General features: G+C 35.5%; 19 protein-coding genes. 11 read left to right on the forward strand and 8 right to left on the reverse strand.

Annotated elements, in window-relative coordinates; translation table 11 throughout:
- Nucleotides 1–43: 43 nt before the first annotated feature.
- The 7 genes from ACVPPR_RS00735 (at nucleotide 44) to ACVPPR_RS00765 (ending at nucleotide 10,679) form a co-directional block, all read left to right on the forward strand.
- Nucleotides 44–982 (forward strand): dihydroorotate oxidase, encoded by a 939-nt coding sequence (locus ACVPPR_RS00735; RefSeq protein WP_462304352.1) that lies wholly within the window; start codon nucleotides 44–46, stop codon nucleotides 980–982.
- Nucleotides 983–1,169: 187 nt separating this feature from the next.
- Nucleotides 1,170–2,621, forward strand: coding sequence for an MFS transporter (locus ACVPPR_RS00740; protein WP_462304353.1), 1,452 nt, complete (start codon nucleotides 1,170–1,172; stop codon nucleotides 2,619–2,621).
- 17 nt (nucleotides 2,622–2,638) lie between these two features.
- Nucleotides 2,639–4,261, forward strand: a complete 1,623-nt coding sequence (locus tag ACVPPR_RS00745) for a glycoside hydrolase family 43 protein (protein ID WP_462304354.1) — start codon at nucleotides 2,639–2,641, stop codon at nucleotides 4,259–4,261.
- 258 nt (nucleotides 4,262–4,519) lie between these two features.
- Nucleotides 4,520–5,659, forward strand: coding sequence for an ROK family transcriptional regulator (locus ACVPPR_RS00750; protein WP_462304355.1), 1,140 nt, complete (start codon nucleotides 4,520–4,522; stop codon nucleotides 5,657–5,659).
- Between the two features lie 451 nt (nucleotides 5,660–6,110).
- A complete protein-coding gene (gene xylA, locus ACVPPR_RS00755) occupies nucleotides 6,111–7,451 on the forward strand; it encodes a xylose isomerase (protein WP_462304356.1) in 1,341 nt (446 codons plus the stop codon).
- 100 nt (nucleotides 7,452–7,551) lie between these two features.
- Nucleotides 7,552–9,057: a xylulokinase gene (gene xylB, locus ACVPPR_RS00760; RefSeq protein ID WP_462304357.1), complete on the forward strand. Its 1,506-nt coding sequence runs from the start codon at nucleotides 7,552–7,554 to the stop codon at nucleotides 9,055–9,057.
- Between the two features lie 185 nt (nucleotides 9,058–9,242).
- Entirely contained in the window at nucleotides 9,243–10,679 is a 1,437-nt protein-coding gene (locus tag ACVPPR_RS00765) for a sugar porter family MFS transporter (RefSeq protein ID WP_462304778.1), read from the forward strand.
- A gap of 505 nt (nucleotides 10,680–11,184) precedes the next feature.
- Here ACVPPR_RS00765 and ACVPPR_RS00770 read toward each other — a convergent pair.
- The 8 genes from ACVPPR_RS00770 to phnX form a co-directional block, all read right to left on the reverse strand.
- A complete protein-coding gene (locus ACVPPR_RS00770) occupies nucleotides 11,185–11,946 on the reverse strand; it encodes a formate/nitrite transporter family protein (RefSeq protein ID WP_462304358.1) in 762 nt (253 codons plus the stop codon).
- Nucleotides 11,947–12,031: 85 nt separating this feature from the next.
- Nucleotides 12,032–12,667, reverse strand: a complete 636-nt coding sequence (gene ribB, locus ACVPPR_RS00775) for a 3,4-dihydroxy-2-butanone-4-phosphate synthase (protein WP_462297817.1) — start codon at nucleotides 12,665–12,667, stop codon at nucleotides 12,032–12,034.
- Between the two features lie 242 nt (nucleotides 12,668–12,909).
- Nucleotides 12,910–13,764, reverse strand: a complete 855-nt coding sequence (locus ACVPPR_RS00780) for a PhnE/PtxC family ABC transporter permease (protein WP_462304359.1) — start codon at nucleotides 13,762–13,764, stop codon at nucleotides 12,910–12,912.
- Nucleotides 13,761–14,549, reverse strand: a complete 789-nt coding sequence (locus ACVPPR_RS00785) for an ABC transporter permease subunit (protein WP_462304360.1) — start codon at nucleotides 14,547–14,549, stop codon at nucleotides 13,761–13,763. The genes ACVPPR_RS00780 and ACVPPR_RS00785 overlap by 4 nt, the downstream gene beginning before the upstream one ends.
- Nucleotides 14,542–15,300: a phosphonate ABC transporter ATP-binding protein gene (gene phnC / locus ACVPPR_RS00790; protein WP_462304361.1), complete on the reverse strand. Its 759-nt coding sequence runs from the start codon at nucleotides 15,298–15,300 to the stop codon at nucleotides 14,542–14,544. Before phnC ends, ACVPPR_RS00785 begins: the two co-directional genes overlap by 8 nt.
- A gap of 19 nt (nucleotides 15,301–15,319) precedes the next feature.
- Nucleotides 15,320–16,342, reverse strand: coding sequence for a phosphate/phosphite/phosphonate ABC transporter substrate-binding protein (locus ACVPPR_RS00795; protein ID WP_462297822.1), 1,023 nt, complete (start codon nucleotides 16,340–16,342; stop codon nucleotides 15,320–15,322).
- A gap of 30 nt (nucleotides 16,343–16,372) precedes the next feature.
- Nucleotides 16,373–17,476 (reverse strand): 2-aminoethylphosphonate--pyruvate transaminase, encoded by a 1,104-nt coding sequence (gene phnW / locus ACVPPR_RS00800; protein WP_462304362.1) that lies wholly within the window; start codon nucleotides 17,474–17,476, stop codon nucleotides 16,373–16,375.
- An 18-nt stretch (nucleotides 17,477–17,494) separates the two neighbouring features.
- On the reverse strand, nucleotides 17,495–18,271 hold the full coding sequence (phnX, locus tag ACVPPR_RS00805; protein WP_462304363.1) for a phosphonoacetaldehyde hydrolase: 777 nt from the start codon (nucleotides 18,269–18,271) through the stop codon (nucleotides 17,495–17,497).
- Nucleotides 18,272–18,467: 196 nt separating this feature from the next.
- Between phnX and ACVPPR_RS00810 the strand changes: the two genes are divergently transcribed.
- The 4 genes from ACVPPR_RS00810 to ACVPPR_RS00825 all read left to right on the forward strand — a co-directional run bounded on the left by ACVPPR_RS00810 (nucleotide 18,468) and on the right by ACVPPR_RS00825 (nucleotide 23,545).
- Nucleotides 18,468–19,568, forward strand: coding sequence for an alpha-hydroxy-acid oxidizing protein (locus ACVPPR_RS00810; RefSeq protein WP_462304364.1), 1,101 nt, complete (start codon nucleotides 18,468–18,470; stop codon nucleotides 19,566–19,568).
- 44 nt (nucleotides 19,569–19,612) lie between these two features.
- Entirely contained in the window at nucleotides 19,613–20,212 is a 600-nt protein-coding gene (locus tag ACVPPR_RS00815; protein WP_462297826.1) for a TMEM175 family protein, read from the forward strand.
- 181 nt (nucleotides 20,213–20,393) lie between these two features.
- Nucleotides 20,394–21,728 carry an NCS2 family permease gene (locus ACVPPR_RS00820; RefSeq protein WP_462297828.1) on the forward strand — a complete coding sequence of 445 codons (1,335 nt, stop codon included), beginning with the start codon at nucleotides 20,394–20,396 and terminating at the stop codon, nucleotides 21,726–21,728.
- A gap of 29 nt (nucleotides 21,729–21,757) precedes the next feature.
- Nucleotides 21,758–23,545 carry an adenine deaminase C-terminal domain-containing protein gene (locus ACVPPR_RS00825; RefSeq protein ID WP_462297829.1) on the forward strand — a complete coding sequence of 596 codons (1,788 nt, stop codon included), beginning with the start codon at nucleotides 21,758–21,760 and terminating at the stop codon, nucleotides 23,543–23,545.
- The last annotated feature ends 3 nt before the right edge of the window (nucleotides 23,546–23,548 follow it).

The following is a 23,548-nucleotide window of genomic DNA, read 5'->3' on the forward strand; positions in this document are numbered from 1 at the left end:
GATACGGTATACTAGTATCAATCAATATGGAGGAGGGATTTTTTTGATTTCAACAGCAACGACTTTAGCAGGTGCTAATTTTGATAATTGTATGATGAATGCATCTGGTGTTTATTGTATGGATAGTGATGAATTACTGGCCGTCGAAAATTCTAAGGCAGCCACTTTTGTAACGAAGAGTGGCACGCTTCAACCACGTAAAGGTAATCCAGAACCGCGTTATTTTGAGACTGAATTCGGTAGTATCAACTCAATGGGATTACCAAATAACGGTGTTGATTATTATTTAGATTTTGTTTCTCAAGATCAGATAAACCATCCTGGTAAAACATACTTTTTATCAATTACTGGTTTTAATCTGGCAGAAGATCTAGAGTTACTCCAAAAAGTAACGGATTCAGATTTTGCAGGGATTGTTGAATTAAATTTATCTTGTCCTAATGTTCCAGGAAAACCACAAACGGGTTATGATTTTGACACAGTAGATGCTATATTAAAAGCTGTTTTTGATGTTTATCACAAACCTTTAGGTGTTAAATTACCACCTTATTTTGATATTATTCACTTTGATCAAATGGCAGCTATTTTAAATCAATATCCATTATCATATGTAAATAGTATTAACAGTATTGGTAACGGATTATACATTAATGATGACACAGAAACGGTTGTTATTAAGCCTAAGCAAGGCTTTGGTGGTATTGGTGGCGAATATGTTAAACCGACTGCCTTGGCTAATGTACATGCCTTCTATCAACGCTTGAACAAGGATATTCAAGTGATTGGAACCGGTGGGATTCAAACTGGTAAAGATGTTTTTGAACATATTCTTTGTGGGGCAAGTATGGTTCAGGTTGGTACAGCATTGATGGTCGAAGGACCAGCTGTTTTTGAACGTTTGACTGCAGAACTTGAAGAAATTATGACGGAAAAAGGTTACAGTAGTATTGAGGATTTTAGAGGAAAATTAAATTATTTATAAGAGTAAATAGAAAACACCTAATCGGGAATGCCTTCGATTAGGTGTTTTTGCGTTATATTTTAAACTATAAATTGACATGGAAATAATATTGCTATTATTAGTTGGTTTACAATACAAACCAATAGTGATATTCTTATTTCGTACAGAAAGCGCTTTCTGAAAGCGTGATAAAAAGGAGGAGTTTTTCATGGAAGAAAAAGTTAAAAAACCAAGAAATGATGAATTTGCTAAATTATCTTGGCGCGAACGTATTAGTTATGGGGCAGGTGATCTTGCTCAAAATCTAATATTTGGGACAGTTGGTTCTATGCTATTATTCTATTTAACAACCGTTTATGGAATGTCTGCAGCAGTTGGTGCAACGATATTCTTAGTCGTACGATGGGTAAATGTATTTTGGGATCCATGGGTAGGAACATTTATCGATAAGCACAATTTTAAAATGGGAAAATATAGACCTTATTTAGTGTACTTCGGGATACCACTTACAATATTCTGTGTCATGTTATTTCTTCCAATTCCTGCTCTTAGAGGGAATGTACCTTATGCTTTTATTTCATATTTATTAGTTGCAATGATTTATTCATTAGTGAATATTCCTTATGGGGCATTAAATGCGTCATTAACGAGAGATAGTGAAGAAATATCGACCTTAACGACCGTTAGAATGACAGAAGCAAATATTGGTAATTTATTAGTTTATACATTCTTACCATTATTTATTCAACTGGCATCTCCTAATCCACAATCAAAAGATATTGGATTTTTTGGTATTCATTTGAATTTGGGTGATTATACATCACCACAGGCTGGAAAAGCATACTTTGTGGTTATGGCTATTTATATGTTAATTGGCTTTGTTCTCTTGTTGACAACCTTTTTTGGTGTTAAAGAACGGGTTTTACCAACAGAAAAAGAAACTAGTGAAGTTAAATACTCAGATTTATTTGCTGAATTAAAACGCAATAAACCATTACAAGTTTTAGGATTTTTCTTTTTAATTGGTTTCACGTTTATGTTTTTTGGAAATACTGTATGGCCTTTTTACATGCAATATAACATTGGACATTCAGAATGGATGGCTTCAATTAACTTAATTGGATCAATTCCTGGTATTTTCTTGGTCTTTTTATGGCCTATTATCCGTAAAAAAATTGGGAAGAAACAGTTCTTTTATGCATTTTTGATTTTATTTATTATCGGAACATTAATTCTTTGGGTTTGGTCAATGCCAGCCTTTAAAAATCATTTAGCACTTGGATATATTGGTCGTTTCTTAATGCAATGGGGGATAACATCTGCAACAGGGTACATGTGGGCCTTGGTACCAGAAGTTGTTTCTTATGGTGAGTACACGTCTAAAAAACGAGTTGCTGGGATTATTAACGCAATTATGGGATTATTCTTTAAGATTGGTTTAGCATTAGGAGGTATCATTCCTGGATATATTAATGCTTTTTATAAATTTGATGGGAATAAAGTACATCAAAGTTCATCAGCTTTAGCAGGGATACAGGCATCAATGATTTGGTTACCAATTATTTTAGCTGTTGTTGCTATTTGGGTTATGAGCCGCTATCCATTAAGTGAAAAAGATGTTGTTAAAATCAACAAAGAAATAGACGCAAGAAATAGATAATTTAGGAGGAAAAAATAATGAAAATTCAAAATCCAGTTTTACCCGGTTTTAATGCGGACCCAAGTATGATTCGCGTAGGCGATACTTATTATATTGCTAATTCAACGTTTGAATGGTTCCCAGGTGTAAGAATTCATGCATCAAAGGATTTAGTACATTGGAATTTATTACCATCTCCTCTTTCAACAACAACGCTTCTAGATATGAAAGGAAATCCAGCATCAGGTGGTATTTGGGCACCTGATTTATCGTACGCTGATGGTAAATTTTGGCTTGTTTATACAGATGTCAAAATTACAGATGGTGCGTTTAAAGATATGACTAACTATTTAACAACTTCTACTGATATCTTGGGGCCATGGTCTGATCCTATCAAAATTAATGGGGTTGGTTTTGATTCGTCGTTATTTCACGATGACGATGGTAGAAAATATTTGGCGCAACAAACGTGGGATCATAGAGAATATAATCATCCATTTGATGGGATAACTTTGACAGAGTTTAATACAGAGACAATGAAATTAGATCCTAAAACGGCCAGAACTATTTATCGAGGGACCAGTGTAGGGTTGGTTGAAGGACCACATTTGTACAAAATTAAAGGGGCATACTACTTGTTTGCCGCACAAGGTGGTACTGTCTTTACGCATGAAGAAGTTGTTGCGAAATCCAATAGTCTCGATGAAAATTCTTTTGAAACAGAGCCTGAAGGACCATTCATTACTAATTTTGATACACCTGATTTTTATTTACAGAAACAAGGACATGGTGCGCTAGTTCAAACGCCAAGTGATGAATGGTATTATGCATCACTTGTTTCAAGACCATGGAATCGTAAAAATGAATCTGCTCATGATCCTCGGGGCTGGAGTACATTGGGCCGAGAAACCTCAATTCAAAAGGTTGAGTGGGATGAGAATGGGTGGCCAAGAGTTGTTGGCGGACATGGTGGTCAAGTTGAGGTAGAAGCACCTATTGATGCAATAGAGACTAAGTCACCTCAAAATCATTCACAACATGATGAATTTAATTCAGACAAATTAGATCTTAATTGGAATACATTACGAGTGCCATTTACATCGCAAATGGGTTCGTATGGAAAAGGAAAATTAAAATTAATTGGTCGAGGTTCTCTAGCTAATCCATTTGAAGTGTCAATGATTGCACGACGTTGGCAAGCATTCAATTTCGATGCGGAGACACAGGTAAAATTTGATCCTTATAATTATCAGCAAATGGCAGGATTGACTAATTTTTACAATGATAAACATTGGTCATGGATTTTTGTGACATGGAATGAAAAAAATGGTCGTGTGATTGAAATCGCTGAAAATAATAGAGGTAATTACACATCATATTTAAAGAATGATGCTATAAAAATACCAGAAAATGTCGAAAATGTTTGGTTTAAAACTAAAGTCAGAAAAGAAACGTATTCTTATGAATATTCATTTGATGGGATCAATTGGACTGCAATTGACGTAGAACTTGATGCAGCAGTTCTTTCTGATGATTATGTTTTGCAAACATCAGGTGGCTTCTTTACCGGGGCATTTGTGGGTATTGCGGCAGTTGATTACTCAGGATATGAGGAAACGGCAACATTTGATCATTTTGATTACAATGAATTTGAAAAATAAATTTTAAGTGAAAAACACTGCATAGGCGGTGTTTTTTTTATATAGATGAATAAAGTAGAAAATATTTATATCTAAATAAACTATAATTTTTGTGATGCTATTGGATGTCAGCTTTTGTTTCTTATCGGTAATATTGCCTGTTATGTGGGTTATGATTTTAGAAGTATTTTTCTATTTTAATCTTTGTGGTACGAATGAAATATACAAATATGGTATGATTAATGAAAATATCAATAAATGCATAAGGAAGTAATTAAAGTGGGAATAGGAATATTACGGGGCGATAATTCAAAGCTGGTTTTACAACAAATATTTAATAATGCAAATATTTCTAGAGCACAAATATCTAAAAATTTAAAATTAAATAAAGCAACAGTATCGAGTATTTTTAATGAGCTAGAAGAACAGAAACTTGTTGAAAAGCAAGGCGAAGGCGATAGTACTAAAATTGGTGGTCGGAAGCCCATTATGTTAAATATCAATCAAGAATACGGATACACAATTGCCCTTGATATGGGGTATGATTATTTAGATGTTATGCTGAATTATTTTAATGGAAAAATGATGTCTTATGATCGTTACCAGTTAAAAATGAACGATTTGACTAATGTTTTGGGTATCATTAACGAAAAAATTGATTTTTCAGATAAAAAACAGACGTTAAATGGTCTTTTGGGTATTGGTATTTCAGTCCATGGGGTCGTTGACAGTAACCATGAAATTACTTATTTACCGTTTTTAGATTTACAAGGTATGTCGGTTATCGAAGAGCTTGAAAAGTTGGTAGATGTTCCGATTAGTATAGAAAATGAGGCCAATTTGGCAGCCGTTTTTGAACGTGATTTTAGTGATAAAATAATTAGTAATTTGATTACAATTAGTATTCATAAAGGAATTGGTGCTGGATTAATTATCGATAATGAGCTTTACCGAGGTTGGAGTGGTGAGGCAGGCGAAATTGGCCGAATGTTAATGCATTCTGAAAATGAGACAGCAGGTAATACACGTCGAATTGAAGATGTGTGCTCACAAGATGCGATTATTAATAAATTGAAAATTGAATTAAAAAAAGAAGTTGATTTGGATGATGTACAACAATTATATTATCAAAATAATGTCATCGTGAAGAAAGAAATTGATTATTTTGTTCATTTGATAACAGAAGTTGTGCATAATGTTAATGTTGAATTTAATCCAGAAATTATTTATTTGAATTCACCATTAATTGAAAAAATACCAGTAATTATAGATCAAATTAATGATGAATTGAAAAAGGTTTCAAGTAAAGAAGCGACTGTTAGATTATCAACTAATGTTGAATTTTCAACTTTACTGGGAGCTATGTCGGTTATCACGCATCGAGTTTTAGACATGGGTAAAATAAAAATTAAATTTTAGATATGTATGTAAATGGAAGCCAAATAGGCTTCCATTTTTTTAATGAGTTAAATTGTGATGAAAAATCAATTAACCTAGGATTTTAAAACGTTTGATTGGTGGTATTTCAATATTCTTAATCAGAACGGTAAAAAGGTAAATTTAAATATTAATGATAAAAAGAGAATTGGTAACAGTTTAGTGGTTTTCAAATTAAAATGAAACTTTTTAATGAAAACGCTTGCTAAAAATGTGGAAGCGTAATATAATAAGTTTGTAAAGGAAACCAACTAACTAAAGGAGTGTGATTTAAGCGTGATTTTTGGTTTAAAGTTACACAAGCAATATTTTAGTTTTATAGCTTAAGACAGATAGGTGTTATGTGCCTTCGGAAAGTTACGAATTGAAATATTGAGGATGTAACGAAGTGGGTATTAAAATAATAATTAAAACAAGAAAAGGAGATCTAATCATGTCATTATTTAAACAAGAAAAATTAACTTACGTAGGAAATACAAAAGAGTTACAAGCAGGTAATGGATTCCATTATTACAATGCTGATGAAGTTATTAACGGTAAAAAAATGAGCGAATGGCTTAAATTCTCAGTTGCTTTCTGGCACACAATGGACCAACGTTTAACTGATCCATTTGGTGATGGTACTGCTCAACGTCCTTGGGATACAATCGAAGACCCAATGAAACAAGCAATTGCAAAAGTTGATTACTTATTCGAATTCCTTGATAAAATGGATGTTGAATATTTTGCATTCCATGATCGTGATTTAGCACCAGAAGGGGACACATTACGTGAAACAAATGCGAACCTTGATAAAATCGTTGACCATATCGTTGAAAACATGGAAGAAACTGGCAAAAAAGTTCTTTGGAATACATCAAGCTTATTTACAAATCCACGTTTCGTAGCTGGTGGTGCCACAGCACCTTTTGCCGATGTCTTTGCTTACTCAGCAGCTCAAATTAAACATTCATTAGAGATTGCTAAACGTGTTAACTCTCAATCATATGTATTCTGGGGTGGCCGTGAAGGTTATGACTCATTATTAAATACAGATATGAAATTGGAACAAGATCACATTGCTAAATTCTTTAGATTAGCAAAAGATTACGCCAATGAAATTGGTTACACGGGTCAATTCTTACTTGAACCAAAACCAATGGAACCAACAACGCATCAATATGATACAGATGCAGCAACAACAATTGCTTTCTTGAAAACTTACGGTTTGGAAAATGACTTCAAACTTAACCTTGAAGGTAACCATGCTTACTTAGCTGGCCATACTTATGAACATGAAGTTCGTGTTGCTCGCGATGCTAACTTGTTAGGCTCATTAGATGCTAACATGGGTGATAAATTAGTTGGTTGGGATATTGATGAATTTCCAAATGATATCTATGAAGCAACATTAGTAATGTACGAAATGTTGAAAAACGGTGGTTTACCAACAGGTGGTTTGAACTTTGATGCTAAACCTCGTCGTCAATCATTTGAAATGCAAGATTTATTCTTATCACATATGGTTGGTATGGATACTTACGCAGCTGGTTTACGAGTTGCAGCTAAATTGATTGAAGATCGTGTCTTCGATAAAGTCTTAGATGCTCGTTACAGTTCATTTAAATCAGGAATCGGCGCAGACTTCGAAGCTGGTAAAGTAAGCTTCAAAGAATTCGAAGATTACATTATCGATAAACCACAATCAGAAATCATTGCTTCAACAAAATCAGGTCATTTGGAACAATTGAAATCAACATTAAACAATTACATTTACTCAGTTTTAGGTAAATAACAACAGCGATAAAAGAGCAACGGAGTGAGGCAGTGCCTGAATCCTGAGCTCTTTTATTTTCTAAAGTAGTAAAAATTAAATGTAGAAAGAAGCGAATGAAATGGGAGTCGTACTAGGGGTCGATTTAGGAACTAGTGCAGTTAAAGTATCAGTTGTGGATCGAAAAGGAGTCATTGTTGCGCAAGAAGGTTATGATTATCCTTTATCACAAATTAAGCCAGGGTATAGTGAACAAAATCCTGAAGATTGGGTCACAGCAACAACCGTTGCCATTGCACGCTTGATTTTGAATGATCACGTTAAACCTGAAGATATTGAAGGTATTAGTTATTCTGGTCAGATGCATGGGCTCGTTTTATTAGATGAAAATAATCAAGTTTTGCGTCCAGCTATTTTATGGAATGATACGCGAACAACTGCGCAATGCAAAGAAATCTTAGATGTCATGGGTCAAGACTTTATTGATATCACACGTAATGTCCCTTTGGAAGGCTTTACGTTGCCTAAGTTATTGTGGGTTAAGGAAAATGAACCTAAAATTTATTCAAAAGTGAAGACTTTCTTGTTACCAAAAGATTATTTACGATACCGAATGACGGGTAATCTAGCAATGGAATACTCTGATGCGGCTGGTACCGTCATGTTGGATGAAGCTAACAAAACCTGGAGTAAAAAAATTGCTGAGAAGTTTGATTTATCAATGTCGATTTACCCAGAATTAATTGAATCGATTGGATTAGCAGGAAATATTAGTGATTCTTATTCCGCATTTTCTGGGTTAACAACGGAGACTAAAGTATTTGGTGGCGCCGCTGATAATGCTGCTGGTGCGATTGGTGCGGGAATTTTATATCCTAATATGGTCATGTCATCAATTGGAACTTCTGGTGTTGTATTGAAATATGAAGATTCAGCTGATGTGAATTATAACGGTAAGTTGCACTTTTTCAATCATGCTATTCCTAATAAATATTACACAATGGGTGTTACATTAGCCGCTGGATATAGTTTATCTTGGTTTAAAAAGACCTTTGCTGACGATGCTGATTTTGCAACATTTGTTGCGGATGCAGACAAATCTACCGTTGGTGCTAATGGGTTACTTTTCACGCCTTATATTGTGGGAGAACGGACACCTTATCCAGATGGTGATATTCGTGGGAGCTTTATTGGAATTGATGGCACGCACACAAAAAATGATTTTACGAGAGCCGTTTTAGAAGGGATTGTCTTTTCGTTTGAAGATATTATGACAATCTTTGATTCTCAAGGGAGTGACTTTGATACCGTTGTTTCCATTGGTGGTGGTGCTAAAAGTCCAGTTTGGTTACAAATTCAAGCTGATATTTTCAATAAAAAAGTGGTTTCGTTGGTTAATGAACAAGGTCCCGGTATGGGAGCTGCAATGATTGCTGCAACCGGTAGTGGCTGGTTTGGCACTTTACAAGATACAGCTAAGGAATTTGTTAGCTATGGGAAAGAATATTTACCAAATCCTGATAATGTTAAAAAATATCAAAAGTTATATCAACTTTACACTAAAGTATACGGTCAAACGGCTGAAATTAGTCATGGACTAATGGATTACAGACGTAATGATATTTAGAACGAAAAATTAGAGTAGATAGTGTATTTAGTTAAAAAAATAATTAAATACACTGTCAATTAAAGCTAGAATGAAAGCGTATACATGATTTGTCTAGTAAATACTAGTTTGTAATATCAGAATGATAAAACAATGTTTTTAGTAAGCAGTTTATAAAAATGACAAATAGACAAGGAGAACAAAACATGTTAAAAAGTAAGCATATATCAAATAATTTTATTTATTTTTTTGGAGCTCTTGGGGGACTACTGTTTGGGTATGATACTGGTGTAATATCAGGTGCCATGCTATTTATTGGTAAAGAGTTAGGAATTAAGACGGGATCGTTTGAAGATGGCTTTATTACGGCATCAGTATTACTGGGTGCGATTGTTGGTGCAGCAATTATAGGACCAATGTCTGATAAATTCGGAAGAAAAAGACTTTTGCTATTATCAGCGATTATATTTTTTATTGGTGCTCTTGGATCTGGTATAGGTCTTAGTTATATGATGCTTGTTTGTTCACGGATATTATTAGGAATAGCAGTTGGTGCTGCTTCAGCATTAATTCCAACATATTTGGCAGAACTATCTCCAGCAGATAAGCGTGGTGGTATAGGAACATTATTTCAATTGATGATTATGACTGGTATATTTTTAGCTTATGTTTCAAATGAATGGTTGTCACCTAATGGCTGGTTAGGGCTTGATCAGAATGTTGGTTGGCATTGGATGCTTGGTTTAGCAGCAGTACCTGCAGCTCTTTTATTTATTGGTGGGTTATCACTTCCAGAGTCTCCACGTTTTCTTGTGAAAAAAGGGAAAATTGATGAGGCTAGAAATGTTCTGTTAACGATGAATAAAAATGAAAAACTAGTAGAAGAAGAAATGCATGATATTAAATTACAAGCAGATATTCCATCAGGTGGTTTTAAAGAATTATTCGGGGTTATGTCTCGGCCTGTATTAATAATGGCTTTAGGTTTAGCTGTATTTCAACAAGTTATGGGCTGTAATACGGTATTATACTATGCGCCTAAAATATTTATTTCAGCTGGATTTAGTGAACAATTTGCACTGCAATCACATATTGCCATTGGATTATTCAATGTTATTGTTACAGCGGTTGCCGTTAAAATAATGGATAAAATAGATAGAAAAAAGATGTTGACGTACGGGGCTATTGGAATGGGGGCATCTTTATTAACGATGTCAACGGCAATGTTAGTTCTTAAGGCAGGAAATGGAAATCTTGGTTCATGGATTTGTGTTATCGCTTTAACTCTTTATATCGCTTTCTTTTCAGCTACTTGGGGCCCTGTAATGTGGGTTATGATTGGAGAAGCTTTCCCACTTAATATACGAGGACTTGGAAATTCATTTGGTGCAGTTATAAACTGGACAGCTAACTTCGCTGTATCTCAATCATTTCCTATGTTATTGATTGCATTCACACCTATGCATTCCGTAAATGCAGAAGGTCAAGGAATTGCTAAGTTATTTATTATTTATGGTGTCTTATGTTTCGTAGCTATTTGGTTTATTGCAAAATTCACTATGGAAACACGTAATAAATCTTTGGAATCTATTGAAGCTGGACTAAGATCAAGAGCCCATGCTAAAGGATACACAGAAGAATAAGTAATATGAAGTATTTATTATAATTAGAGCATTTAAGGTTGAAGCACCTTATAATTATTAGGTTTATGTCTAATAATTATGAGGTGCTTTTATGTTTGAATATTCAATTAGTTTGAAATTATATTTTGAAGAGTATACCTCTTTAAGTATTTTAGAACAAAAAATATAATATTTTGATCTCTTCACAGTGATAAAAGGGGGGGTTATGGTTCAACAGATAATGCAGAGCCTATTTTTTCTTGTTCATTTTCGGTAAAACGATGATAGTAATTCATAAGTTTTTTCCTTTCATATTTGGTTGTCTTGATAACTATCATTTTACGATAGCAAATGATGTATGAGTTATTTTTTATTTTAACTAGGTATTGTACTTCAATTGTAAATTCATCATACAAAAAAACTGTCATCAGTAATAGATTTTAATCTATTACCAACAACAATTGATGAAGAGCCGATAATGATAGGTTTGTTATCACCAACAACAGCTATGACAAAATCAATATTTTTAATGTTTTTTATAGCTTAAATAATAAAAACCTGAAACAAAGATTGCACCACCGATAATATTACCAATATAAACAAAGAAGAAATTTTGAATGAATGCAAGCCAATTAGAATGACCTTCAAAAATAGCAGCTGGAATGACAAAGGAATTCGCAATACTATGTTGGAACCCGATGGCAACAAAAATCATGATAGGAAACCAAATGCCTAGAATTTTGCCAGCAGCGTCTTTTGCACCATAAGATAGCCACAATGCTAAGCCAACAAACCAATTACAACCAATTCCAGAAATGAGGGCTTGTAACCAAGTTGCAGATACTTTGTGATCAGCTAAACTGATGACCTGGGTTAAATAAGCATCGCTATGGGTTAAACCAACGACATGACCGAAAAAGTAAGCAACGAAAATGGCACCAATCACATTCGCAATAGTAATCACAATCCAGTTCAGAACTAATTGTAAGAAATCCACTTTTTTATCCATAAAAGCAATTGAAACGGCCATCATATTCCCGGTAACGAGTTCGCCACCACATAGTAAAATGACAATCAAGCCGATTGGGAATACAGACGCACCAACGAGATTAGTTAAACTGGCTAGATTAGCTGGAATTGAGGCAGATACGCGGATATAGGCAAGATAGCCTAGTGAAATCATGGCACCGCCGATAAAGCCTAAAATGAGCTTTTCTATTAGTGACTTTTGAATCTTGTTGGTTCCAGCTTCGATACTAAAATCTACAATTTCACTTGGTGAATACATAAATTATCTCCTTGTTTTTGTTGAGAAATAGACAGATATTAAATTTATGACTATTAATTTGTTTGATGATTTAAACTTAATGGGGTTAAGCTGCTTGTCGCTTTTTTAGATAAGTTACTAATTGTTTAATAGTAATATAAGGTAAATTAAATTTTTCGGATAGTTTTATTAATTCTGGTTGGCGAGCCATATGGCCGTCTTCACTAACAATTTCACAAATGACGCCACCAGGTGTAAAACCTGCTAATTTTGCTAAATCGACTGCCGCTTCAGTGTGGCCAGTTCGTTCAAGAACGCCACCAGCTTTAGCAATTAATGGAAATGTATGACCGGGATGAACGAAATCACTAGCTTGAACGTCAGGTTTCATTGCTTGACGTATTGTTGTAGCTCTATCGTATGCAGAAATGCCTGTAGTAACCCCTGTTTTATCGTACGCGCCATCCATTGAAATCGTGAAAGCTGTTTCGTTAATTTCAGTATTATTTTGGACCATTTTATGTAAACCAAGTTTTTTGGCAAGATCTGATTCAAGGGGCATGCAGACTAATCCACGTGCTTGTTTTATGATGAAGTTCAAATTTTCAGGTGTGATATTTGCAGCTAAACCAATCAAATCACCTTCATTTTCCCGACCTTCGTCGTCCGAAACAATAATTAATCCACCATCTTTAAGTTGATTAACTGCAACTTCGATAGAACTAAACTTTGATTCTGTCATAAAATTAAGCACCTCGTTCAGTTATTTCAAATCAATTGATTTGATGTGATTAAGCATAATAGCTAAAAGGTGATATGTCAATGGAAGAATCAGTTAAAAAGTGTTTTTATTTTTAAGAATAGTTATTTTAACGATAATTTTAATCAAAAAGAGAACTATATATTCTTTATTACAATTCAATGTACGTGTTTTAAAACCAAAAGGAGCTATTCAATTTGAATAGCTCCTTTTGGTTAATTAACTTATTTTCTAACCAGATAATTACTGCGTAATTTAAGAGAAATGTATTCAAAAATACCAGCTACAATTAAGCAAAGATAGATAATAACACCGATTTCGTGGAAATCGAAGTAGAACCCACTCGACATGAATAGTTGATAGCCAATACCACCTGCGCCTGCAGCAGCCCCAACCGCTACAGCGTTTGTGAAATTCATTTCAAAACGAATGAACGTCCATGATAACAGCATTGGGATTGTGGCAGGAATAACAGCTTGAAAGACAATCTGCCACCAACTTGCACCACTGACTTTTAGTGCATCTAAAGCGTCATCGTCTAGTTCCTCGATACTTTCAGAGTAAGCTTTTGTGAGATAAGCAATACTATGAAAACTTAAACCAATAACGGCGGCAGTTGCGCCTAAGCCAATGACGATTGAGAAGATTAATGCCCATAAAATGGTTGGCACTGCTCTGATTGTTGCCATGACAACTCTGATGATTGTTGAAATAATTGGGTTGGATAAATTTCTTGCGGCAAATAGTGCGATAACGAATGAGATAATGGCTCCAATTAGGGTAGTCAAAATGGCTAACGCAACACTTGTTGCTAATGCTGAAAGTAGGGATCCAAACGAATCTGTTCCATTTAGCCCGGGCTGTAGAAAAATTAATCCTAGATTTTTAAAGAAGGAGACAGTCGCTGCACTAAATTTAATATTTCCAGTCGACATCGTGAGTAATGAGATGACAGTTGCAACAATGAGTAGTGAGGCAACCACGACTGTGACACTACGCCGCCGGTTCCAAGGATGAACTTGAATGGGTTTATGACGTTGCGGTTGAGATAAATGTTGTGTCGTTGTCAGTTCTGTCATGATATTAATCTCCTAATCTGTGTTGAAAGTAACTCAAGGCTAATGACAATGATGATAATCATCAACGTTGTCATACCTACTAAATCAAAACGAAAGCTTTTATAGTAAAGATTAAATAAGAAACCAACCCCCGTACCAGTTAAAATACCTACAAGAGTGGCGTCGCGAATGTTGTTTTCAATCATGTATAAAATACCACTTAACATCGTTGAAGAAATCATTGGGATGACCCCTTGAAAGATAATTTGGAAGTAGCTTGCCCCAGTTGTTTCGAGAGCTTCAATTGTTGATCCAGCATCATCTTCAATTGTTTCCATGAAGAAACGAGTTAAGTAGCCAAAACTGCCGAAGAATAAGGCTAAAAATCCAGTAAAATCGCTTTGCTTAAATGAGAATAGTAAAATCATTGCCCAAGCAACCAAAGGGATGTTACGGAAAAATGAAGCGATAACTCTTGCGAACAACATGGTAAAACGGTTGATACCCGTTACTTTTGAACCAAGAATAGCGACTAATAGTGAAAAGGCAGTAGCTATGATGGTTGAAGAGATTGATAGGCCAACTGTTTCTAGTAGTTTAGTTAAAATCAAAGGTAAATAATTAACGGAACGAGTGGTTGGGATGAAATTCACCAGTAACCATTTAATACCTGCAGGAACGGCAGTGAACGCTTCTAAGTTGTTATAATCGACGAAAGTTGCCGACACATAGTAAAGAACCAAGAACCCGATTAACAAAAGGGCAAATTTACGTTTTTTTAGATTGAAAAAGTGATGATTATCCATTAGCAACCACCGGTTTAGTTGTTTTGTAAAGAGCATCCAATTCATAGGGCGTTAGTTCGTTGGCTGTTCCTTCAAAGACAACTTTTCCTTGGTTAATACCGATGATTTTATCTGCATATTCTTTAGCAATATCAACTTGGTGTAAGTTAACAATACAGGTAATATTTCGTTCAGTAGCTAAATAGCGTAGATAATCCATAACCGTTTTTGTTGATTCTGGATCTAATGCGGCAATGGGTTCATCGCAAAGTAAAACTTTTGGGTTTTGCATTAAAGCACGTGCAATACCCACACGTTGCATCTGTCCGCCACTTAATTCATCGCAACGATGGTACATCATGTCTTCTAAACCAACTTGTTTGAGAAGTGAGACGGCATTTTCTTTTTCTTCTTCTGTGTAAAGGCCGAACATACCAGCCAAAGTTGATTTATAGCCTAGACGGCCATGCAAAACATTTTCAATCACAGTTAATCGACTGACTAAATTAGCATTTTGAAAAATCATTCCAATTTGACGTCTGATTCGGCGTAACCCTTTTTTAGATGCGGCACGGATATCTTGATCATCTAATTTGATTTCGCCAGAATCGTCCGTTATAAGCTGATTTAAACTTCTTAAAATCGTTGATTTACCAGCACCAGATGGGCCAATGATGACTAGAAATTGACCATCTGGGACATTGAATGAAACGTCTGTTAAAGCATGTTGACCCGTTGCGTAAATCTTGTTTAAGTTTTTGACAGATAACATCGCTTTTTCTCCTTATAGGTTAATTTTTAACAAGTTCATGGGTTGGTTTATACCATGAGTCTGAAATTTTAAGTAATTTAGATTTTGATGATTCTTTCTTCCAGATTGCAGGTACTTTAGCATTGACTGGTGACAAAATTTTAGCATTTTTGGTCATTTTTTCTGAAGTGAATAATGATGTGATTTTCTTTTGGTCTGACTTGCTTAAAGCTTTTGTATTAGCAACGAGTGGACCATTTTGAACGGGACTGATTGCGATTGCGACACTTTCTTTACCACGTACGTCAGTGAAAGGTGCTGTGGCATTAGATTTTACAGCGAAAGTTGAGCCGACTTTTGTCCATGAGCCTTTTTTAACTGTAATGTAGGCACTTGTATCAATATCATCGAAAGCAGCTACATCTACGTCACCTTTGAATAAGTTAACAGCTGAGCCTTGATGAGAATTACCCATTAAGACATTTTTGAAGAATTTACCATTTTGTGAAAGTTGATCTGTATCTTTTAAGTGAAAGAATGATTGGATTTTTGCGGTTGGAATAGCATAACCGGAAGTTGAGCTAACTGAAACAAATGAGATCTTTTTACCCTTGATATTTTTGATACTGTATTTACCGTTAACTTGGTATTCTGATGCTTTGTCTTTTGGAACCATGAAGTAAGAATGGTAACTAGCATCTTTTAGCGTGCCTGATGCACCAGAAAGCGTGAATAAAGGTTGGACATCTTTATTTTGGTTATTGGCTTGTACATAGCCATCAGGGCCCATGAAGGCTAATTGTGCTTTACCAGATGAAATGGCTTCAATAGCGACATTATAATCAGTCGTTGTTTGAATTTTAACTTTTTTACCGGTTGCTTTAGCGATTTGATTTTTAATTTCGTCACGAGAAGCATTGAAATCTTTAGCAGATTCATTAGGATAAAAAACAATCGTGAGTGTATCTTTTTTTGAAGAACTGCCGGATGATGAACAAGCCGTTAGACTAATACCAATTGTTAAGACGAATAAAGCAATAATAAATGTTTTTAGTTTTTTCAATTTCTAGTACCCCTTTTTTTATGAGAAAAATTATGCTGAAACTTCTTGAATGGCTGTTAATAGGGATGCAATTTCTATTGATGAAACGTCCCCAATTGTTCCAATTCTAAATGAGGGTTCTTTGGTTGTTTTTCCGGGATAAATGACGAAATGTTTCATTTTTAGGGCCTGGTAGAAAGTGGGGAAATCAAATGATGCATTTGGTAGCTTGAATGTCGTGATAATTGGTGATTGTGTGGCTAGTGGCAACAATGTTTCATAGCCTAATTTTTCCATCCCTTTGACGAGTTCATGTTGATTTTTTGTGTAGCGAATGAAACGTTTTTTGACGCCGCCTTCAATGGTTAGTTCTTTCAAAGCTTGTGCGAAGGCAAGAACAACATGTGTTGGCGATGTGAAACGCCATTTTCCAGGATGTTCTTTAAAACTGATATATTGAGCATAAAGATCAAGTGAAACAGAGAGAGAGTTACCCTTGCATTGTTCCAAAAGAGCGATACGCGCGATAATGAATGAAAATCCTGGGACACCTTGAATACATTTGTTGGCGCTGCTAATTAAGTAATCAATTTTTAAGTTAGAAATATTAATGGGAATACCACCAAAACTACTCATTGCGTCAACAATTGTGACAATTCCTTGGGCTGAGACCCAAGGGATAATGGTGTTGATATCATTTAAAATACCAGTCGTTGTTTCACAATGAACTGTTGCAAAATGGGTCACTTCTGGGTGGTCTTTGAGAAAATTCTGAACGAGATCAAGTGTGACTGGTGTTGTTTCGTCAATAACGAGATCAACATGATTGACGCCCATTCTTTCAGCCATTTCGGCAATTCGAGCACCATATGTACCGTTAATCACAACCATGAGGCATGCATCTGAGTTTTGTGATTTTTTTGGAATAGTTGTTTCTAAGACAGATTCAACGCCAAAACTACCACTGCCCTGCATAAGTACCGCAGCATATTCAGTTGATTTAACATGAGCAATTTCAAGTAATTGATTTTGAATTTCAACAGTAATGGCAGTGTAATCCGAATCCCATGTACTGAGATCAATTTGCATGGCATTTTTTACTGAGGGAGTTGTGCTTAATGGGCCTGGTGTAAGTAACAGGTAGGGCTGTTTCATAGTTAGGTGATTCCTTTCTTAATTTAATTTTTCAATTAATGCGGGTAATTCTGTTAGGCTTAAAATGATGTAATCAGCACCGGCAACCTTGAACTGTTGCGTTGCTGAGGCAATTTTTGAAGTACGTTCTGCACTGGGTAAATCGTTGAATTCTGTAAGTGTTAAACCAATTAGACTACTACTTTCGACAACTCCCACGCTGATAACGTTAGCATTTTTACCTTCTGCGATATCGATGATTGTATCGCCAACTTTAATGACTTGTTTTGGATTCCTTATTTTAAATTTACTGAGAATTGATTGAATCATCAGTGGTGAGGGACGACCTTCGCCGACATCTTCTTTAGAAACAATCGTATCGGGGTGGTAACCAAGTGCTGAGGCTTTTTCGGCAACAACTGATAACATGTTTTGGGTGTAGCCAGTTGTTGTCCCAATTTTAATGTCATGTTTTTTGAGGAAAGTTTGCGTTTCTAAAAGGTTTGGGACTAGCATCGTTTGGTCACGAAGTCTTTTTAGCAAAAGAACTTCAAATTCATTGAAGATGGCTTGCTGATCTTCCACAGAAATTGGGTCGAGGTGGAGGGCCAACCATTCTTCTTTAATTTCAGGTAATTGGACTAATTTTGCGATATGCTCATGTTTTTCAATGCCCATATCTTTGCGAATATCAGCGACGGTAATTGGCATTCCGCGTTCATGAAAGGCCTTTTGAAAGGCAAAAACAGGATCCATACTTCCAAAATCAACGGTTGTTCCGGCCCAATCAAAAATAACTGCTTTAATTTGTGGCAAAAAATTACCTCCTCTAAAATTTGGTGTCACTCAAGTACAAACCGAGTATAACGGGTCATTGTAAAATTAAAAGGCAAATTGCTGTAAAGGTTGTGTAAATTTGTAATGATTATAACTGTAAACGCTTGCATAAGATTGAACGTAATGCTACGATTCAGCTATGATAAGTCGTGTACAATATAAAGGGGCAGTTAATATGACAGAATATATTGCAAGTAATTTAGAAAAAGATATCACTATTATTAATGCTTTTGATTTGGAAAAAGAGGCAGAAAAAATCATTCCAAAAGGTGGATTTGGTTATATTTCTAGTGGTGCCGGAGATTTATATACTTTGGAGGAGAATATAAAAGCTTTCAATCATAAATTGATTAAACCACGGGTGTTACAAGAAATTGATCATCCAGATACAAGGACAAGTATATTTGGGGATGAAATTACCTCACCGATTATTATGGCACCAGTCGCTGCCCATGGATTGGCGCATGTTAAAGGTGAAATCGATAGTGCAAAAGGTGTTTCGGATTACGGGTCAATTTATACAGCAAGTTCATTTGCAACAAAATCATTTAAAGAAATGTCGGATCAAGCTAATGGTCAGCCGCAGTGGTTCCAATTCTATATGAGTAAGGATGACGGTATTAATCGCAATATTATGGATGAAGCCAAAGCAAATGGCGTTAAGGCAATTGTTTTGACTGCTGATGCAACAGTCGGTGGTAATCGTGAAACAGATAAACGAAATGGGTTTACTTTTCCATTAGCAATGCCTATTGTTCAGGCCTACCAAAGTGGTGTTGGCCAAACAATGGGCGCTGTTTATGGGTCAGCTAAGCAACGCTTAAGTCCAAAAGATGTTGCATTTTTAGCCGAGTATTCAGGCTTACCTGTCTTTGTTAAAGGCATTCAAGATGGTGAAGATGCAAGTGTTGCCATTGATTCAGGTGCGGGTGGCATTTGGGTATCCAATCATGGCGGTCGTCAAATTGATGGTGGAATTGCTGCTTTTGACGCACTTCAAGGTGTCACAGAAACAGTTAATAAGCGTGTGCCGATTGTTTTTGATAGCGGCGTTAGACGTGGTGCTCACGTCTATAAAGCTTTGGCAAGTGGGGCAGATTTAGTGGCAATTGGTCGTCCGGTTGTTTATGGATTGGCGCTTGGTGGTCATCAAGGTGTTCAAAATGTCTTTAATTATTTCCAACATGAATTAGAGTTGACAATGCAATTAACGGGAACGCATAATATTGATGAAGTTAAACGGACAAAATTAGTTGATAATCCTTACGGTAATTAACGTTAATGGATGCTAAAAATGTGAAATGAATTGAGGCTAGTATTTTGAATAAAGCAAGGGTTGAGGCATTTACTGATGCCGTGATTGCTATTTTATTAACGATTATGGTATTAGAATTTACGGTGCCCGAGACTGCTAAATTAAACGAGTTGATTAAGATTATTCCATATTTTTTCTCATATGCGACTAGTTTTTTGTTTATGGGCGTTGGCTGGTTTAGTCATCATTTTATGTTTAGTTTAACGAAACGTGTGACGAAAAAGATTTATTGGTTGAATAATTTTTGGATTTTTTCAATGTCATTTATTCCAGTTGCGACAGCTTGGACGGGTCGATTTATGGCTGATAGGGTACCGGAATATACTTATTTTGCCGTTTGTTGTTTTTGGAGTTTAACTTTTATTTTATTAACGCGTGAAATAAAAGTTGTTAATGAAGAGAAACACCCGGAGGTTAGTCGGAAAATTGATCGAATGATTGTTTATGGCATTTTAACCAGTTGGTATTATCCGGTATTAATTGTGGCTGTACTGGTCGGGATTTATTTCTTTCCACCAACAGCAGTGATTGCGCAATTGGTTATGTTGAGTATTATGGCTATTAATACGAGAAAAGATGGCGATAGGATTTTTGATGAAAAATAGAACTGTTAAATGGGGGTGGTAAACCCTTTTTAACAGTTTTTATTTTGTTCGCACGTTTAAAAACACGAACGTTTTATTTGCAAATTTTAATAAAGTACGTTTTTGCTATTGATTTTCAATTTAATACGCGTAATATAATGCATATAACATAAAAAAGCACAACATAGGGAGAATATATCGCATGGATAACACAGAGAAAAAAGTAGGGATTTTTGATCGCTTATTTCATATTAATGAGTCAGGTTCAACGGTTAAACGCGAATCAATGGCCGGTTTAACGACCTTTGTATCTATGGCTTATATCTTATTCGTCAATCCTCAAGTTTTAGGTGCCGCAGGTATGGATAAAGGGGCTGTCTTTACAGCAACTGCAATTTCTGCCGCATTTGGTTGTTTCTTGATGGCATTTTTAGCGAATTATCCGATTGCAATTGCACCAGGTTTGGGCGATAATGCCTTCTTTACTTACTCAGTTGTTATTGGGATGGGTATTCCATGGCAAACGGCAATGGCCGGTGTTGTGGTTGCGTCAATTATTTTTATGCTTATTACATTATTTAAAATACGTGAAATTGTTATTGATGCCATTCCACATGATTTAAAGTTAGCAATGGCAGCAGGTATTGGTTTGTTTATTGCCTTTGTTGGGTTACAAGAAGGTGGACTTATTGTTGGAGATAAATCAACTTTAGTAGCGATTGGTTCATTAACTGTTCCAACAACGTGGCTTACTATTTTTGGATTAGTCGTGATTATTGTTTTAATGGCAAAAAAAATTCCTGGTTCAATCTTCATTGGAATGATTGCGACAACTATTTTGGGATTAGTAATGGGACTTATTAAATTACCAACGCATATTATTTCTTCTGTCCCAAGTATGGCACCAACATTTGGGGTAGGTATTGAAAATCTACATAAAATTAATTCGTTACAATTATGGTCTGTTGTCTTGATTTTCTTGATGGTTGCATTCTTTGATACAGCCGGCACATTAATCGGGTTGGCTACTCAGGCTGGATTTATGAAAGATAATAAGATGCCACGAGTGGGTCGCGCATTAATGTCTGACTCAGCTTCAATGTTAGCTGGATCTGTATTAGGAACAACGCCAACAGCTGCCTATGTTGAATCTTCAGCCGGTATTGCCGTTGGTGGACGTACTGGATTAACGTCGCTAGTTGTAGGGGGGATGTTCGTTTTAAGTTTGTTCTTCTCACCACTTCTAACTGTTGTTACATCGCAAGTTACGGCACCAGTTTTAATTGTTGTTGGGATTTTAATGGCTCAATCATTAAAAGGTATTGATTGGGGCCGTTTTGAAATAGCAGTACCTGCATTCTTAATGGTTGTTGGTATGCCTTTAACTTATAATATTTCATATGGTATTGCCTTTGGATTTATTTTATATCCAATCACAATGATGGCAGCGGGTCGTAGAAAAGAAGTTGGTCCTGTCATGTATGTGTTACTTTTTGTTTTCTTATTCTTACTGTACGTCTTAAATATTCTTCAATAATACAAAAAAATTGATGGGTGGATAACTAAATGACACAAACATTGGCACAATTAAAAGATTATATAGAAGCTGGAGCTGCAAAGATTTCTGCAGATTTAGTAATTGAAAACGGGACATTAGTTAATGTTATGACAAGCGAATATTATCAGGCAGATGTTGCAATTTATAAAGAAAAAATTGTTGCTGTTGGTGATATTGAAGCTTATATCGGTGATGAAACGGAACACATAGATGCAACAGGAAAATATATAACACCAGGGTTAATTGATGGGCACATTCATGTTGAATGTAGCAAAATGAGTATGACAAGTTTTGCTAACGCGGTCGTCCCATTTGGAACAACGAGTGTCATTTCTGGCTTAGATGAAACAATATCTGTTGCTGGGTTAGAAGGTGTTCAAGAAGTATTTAAAGAGGTAGAAGCGTTACCGCTTAATTTATTTTGGGGGGCACCATATAAAACACCATATACGATTCCAACATCAACGATAGCTTTTAACATTAATGCAGATGTTCAAGAAACAATTCAAAAATGGACAGAATGTTACGGTGTTTGGGAAACAGTTAGAGAAGCTGTTGAAACGCAAGATGAAGATACGCTAAAAACATTGGTTCATGCACAAAATAATCACTTACCAATTTTTGGTTGTGCACCAATGACAATGGGAATTAAATTGAATGAATATTTAGCAAGTGGCGTTCGGTTAGACCATGAAAGTTATGGACATGAAGAACTTGTTGAAAAAGCTCGAAAAGGGATGAATGTTTTAATCAGAGAGTCATCTGTAACACATTTTTTAGCAGAGAATATTCGAGCAATTACGGAAGTAAATCCAGCAATTGCTCGTCATGTTAGTTTTTGTACAGATGATGTTACGGCAACTGATATTTTACAAAAAGGTCATCTTGATAATCTTGTTAAGTTGGCTATCGAAGCTGGAGTAGAACCAATTACAGCAATTCAAATGGCTACAATAAATAGTGCCGAAGCTTATCGAATTGATGATCAAGTTGGTTCTGTCTCACCAGGTAGATTAGCTGATATTTTAATTGTTGATCAACCAGGTTCATTTAATGTTGAAATGGTGATTAGTCGAGGTCAAGTTGTTGCTGAAAATAAAAAAATACTTAAAACATTAGTTGCACCTACAAGAAGCGATTTATTTAAAGGACAGCTGAAACACGAGTTAACTTCGTCAAAAAATTTTGAATATAAAGTCGATGAAAAAGAAGGTTTGGCAACTGTTCAAACAATCAATAGTCAAGGTGCTTTTGTTCGAAAAAGAAAAGATGTCGATTTAATTATCAAAAATGGTATTGTACAACCTAGTCTAGAAAAAGATGTGGCTTTAGTGTCTGTGTTGGAAAGATTTGGGAAAAATGGTAATCAGTCACTTGGATTTACATCTGGTTGGGGGCTTAAAAAAGGTGCAATGGCTTCATCTTCTGCACCTGATGACAATAATATTGTCGTCATGGGTGTTAATTCTAACGATATGTCGATGGCTACAAATAAGTTAATTGAAGCAGGTGGCGGACAAATTGTCGTGATTAATGGTGAAGTAGTGTCATTTTTAGCCTTGCCAGTTGGTGGGATTATGAGCGACATGTTACCAAGTGAAATTGAAGCAGGCGAAATTGCTTTAAGAAAAGGATCAGATTTAATGGGTAGTGAGTTGCCTGATCCAATGTTCTATATGTCGTTCTTACCTATTACAGCGATTCCAGATTTGGCTATTACTGATTTAGGAATGGTGGATTGTGTTGCATTAAAAATTATTAATCCAATTATCAAAATTACACCTCTCAAAAAATAAGGA

The organism is Dellaglioa sp. L3N (assembly GCF_054941095.1).

Coding starts and splice junctions, on each gene's coding strand:
- ACVPPR_RS00740 (WP_462304353.1), top strand. CDS start 1,170: ATGGAAGAAAAAGTTAAAAAACCAAGAAATGATGAATTTGCTAAATTA.
- ACVPPR_RS00745 (WP_462304354.1), top strand. CDS start 2,639: ATGAAAATTCAAAATCCAGTTTTACCCGGTTTTAATGCGGACCCAAGT.
- xylA (WP_462304356.1), top strand. CDS start 6,111: ATGTCATTATTTAAACAAGAAAAATTAACTTACGTAGGAAATACAAAA.
- xylB (WP_462304357.1), top strand. CDS start 7,552: ATGGGAGTCGTACTAGGGGTCGATTTAGGAACTAGTGCAGTTAAAGTA.
- ACVPPR_RS00765 (WP_462304778.1), top strand. CDS start 9,243: ATGTTAAAAAGTAAGCATATATCAAATAATTTTATTTATTTTTTTGGA.
- ACVPPR_RS00770 (WP_462304358.1), bottom strand. CDS start 11,946: ATGTATTCACCAAGTGAAATTGTAGATTTTAGTATCGAAGCTGGAACC.
- ribB (WP_462297817.1), bottom strand. CDS start 12,667: ATGACAGAATCAAAGTTTAGTTCTATCGAAGTTGCAGTTAATCAACTT.
- ACVPPR_RS00780 (WP_462304359.1), bottom strand. CDS start 13,764: ATGACAGAACTGACAACGACACAACATTTATCTCAACCGCAACGTCAT.
- ACVPPR_RS00785 (WP_462304360.1), bottom strand. CDS start 14,549: ATGGATAATCATCACTTTTTCAATCTAAAAAAACGTAAATTTGCCCTT.
- phnC (WP_462304361.1), bottom strand. CDS start 15,300: ATGTTATCTGTCAAAAACTTAAACAAGATTTACGCAACGGGTCAACAT.
- phnW (WP_462304362.1), bottom strand. CDS start 17,476: ATGAAACAGCCCTACCTGTTACTTACACCAGGCCCATTAAGCACAACT.
- ACVPPR_RS00810 (WP_462304364.1), top strand. CDS start 18,468: ATGACAGAATATATTGCAAGTAATTTAGAAAAAGATATCACTATTATT.
- ACVPPR_RS00820 (WP_462297828.1), top strand. CDS start 20,394: ATGGATAACACAGAGAAAAAAGTAGGGATTTTTGATCGCTTATTTCAT.
- ACVPPR_RS00825 (WP_462297829.1), top strand. CDS start 21,758: ATGACACAAACATTGGCACAATTAAAAGATTATATAGAAGCTGGAGCT.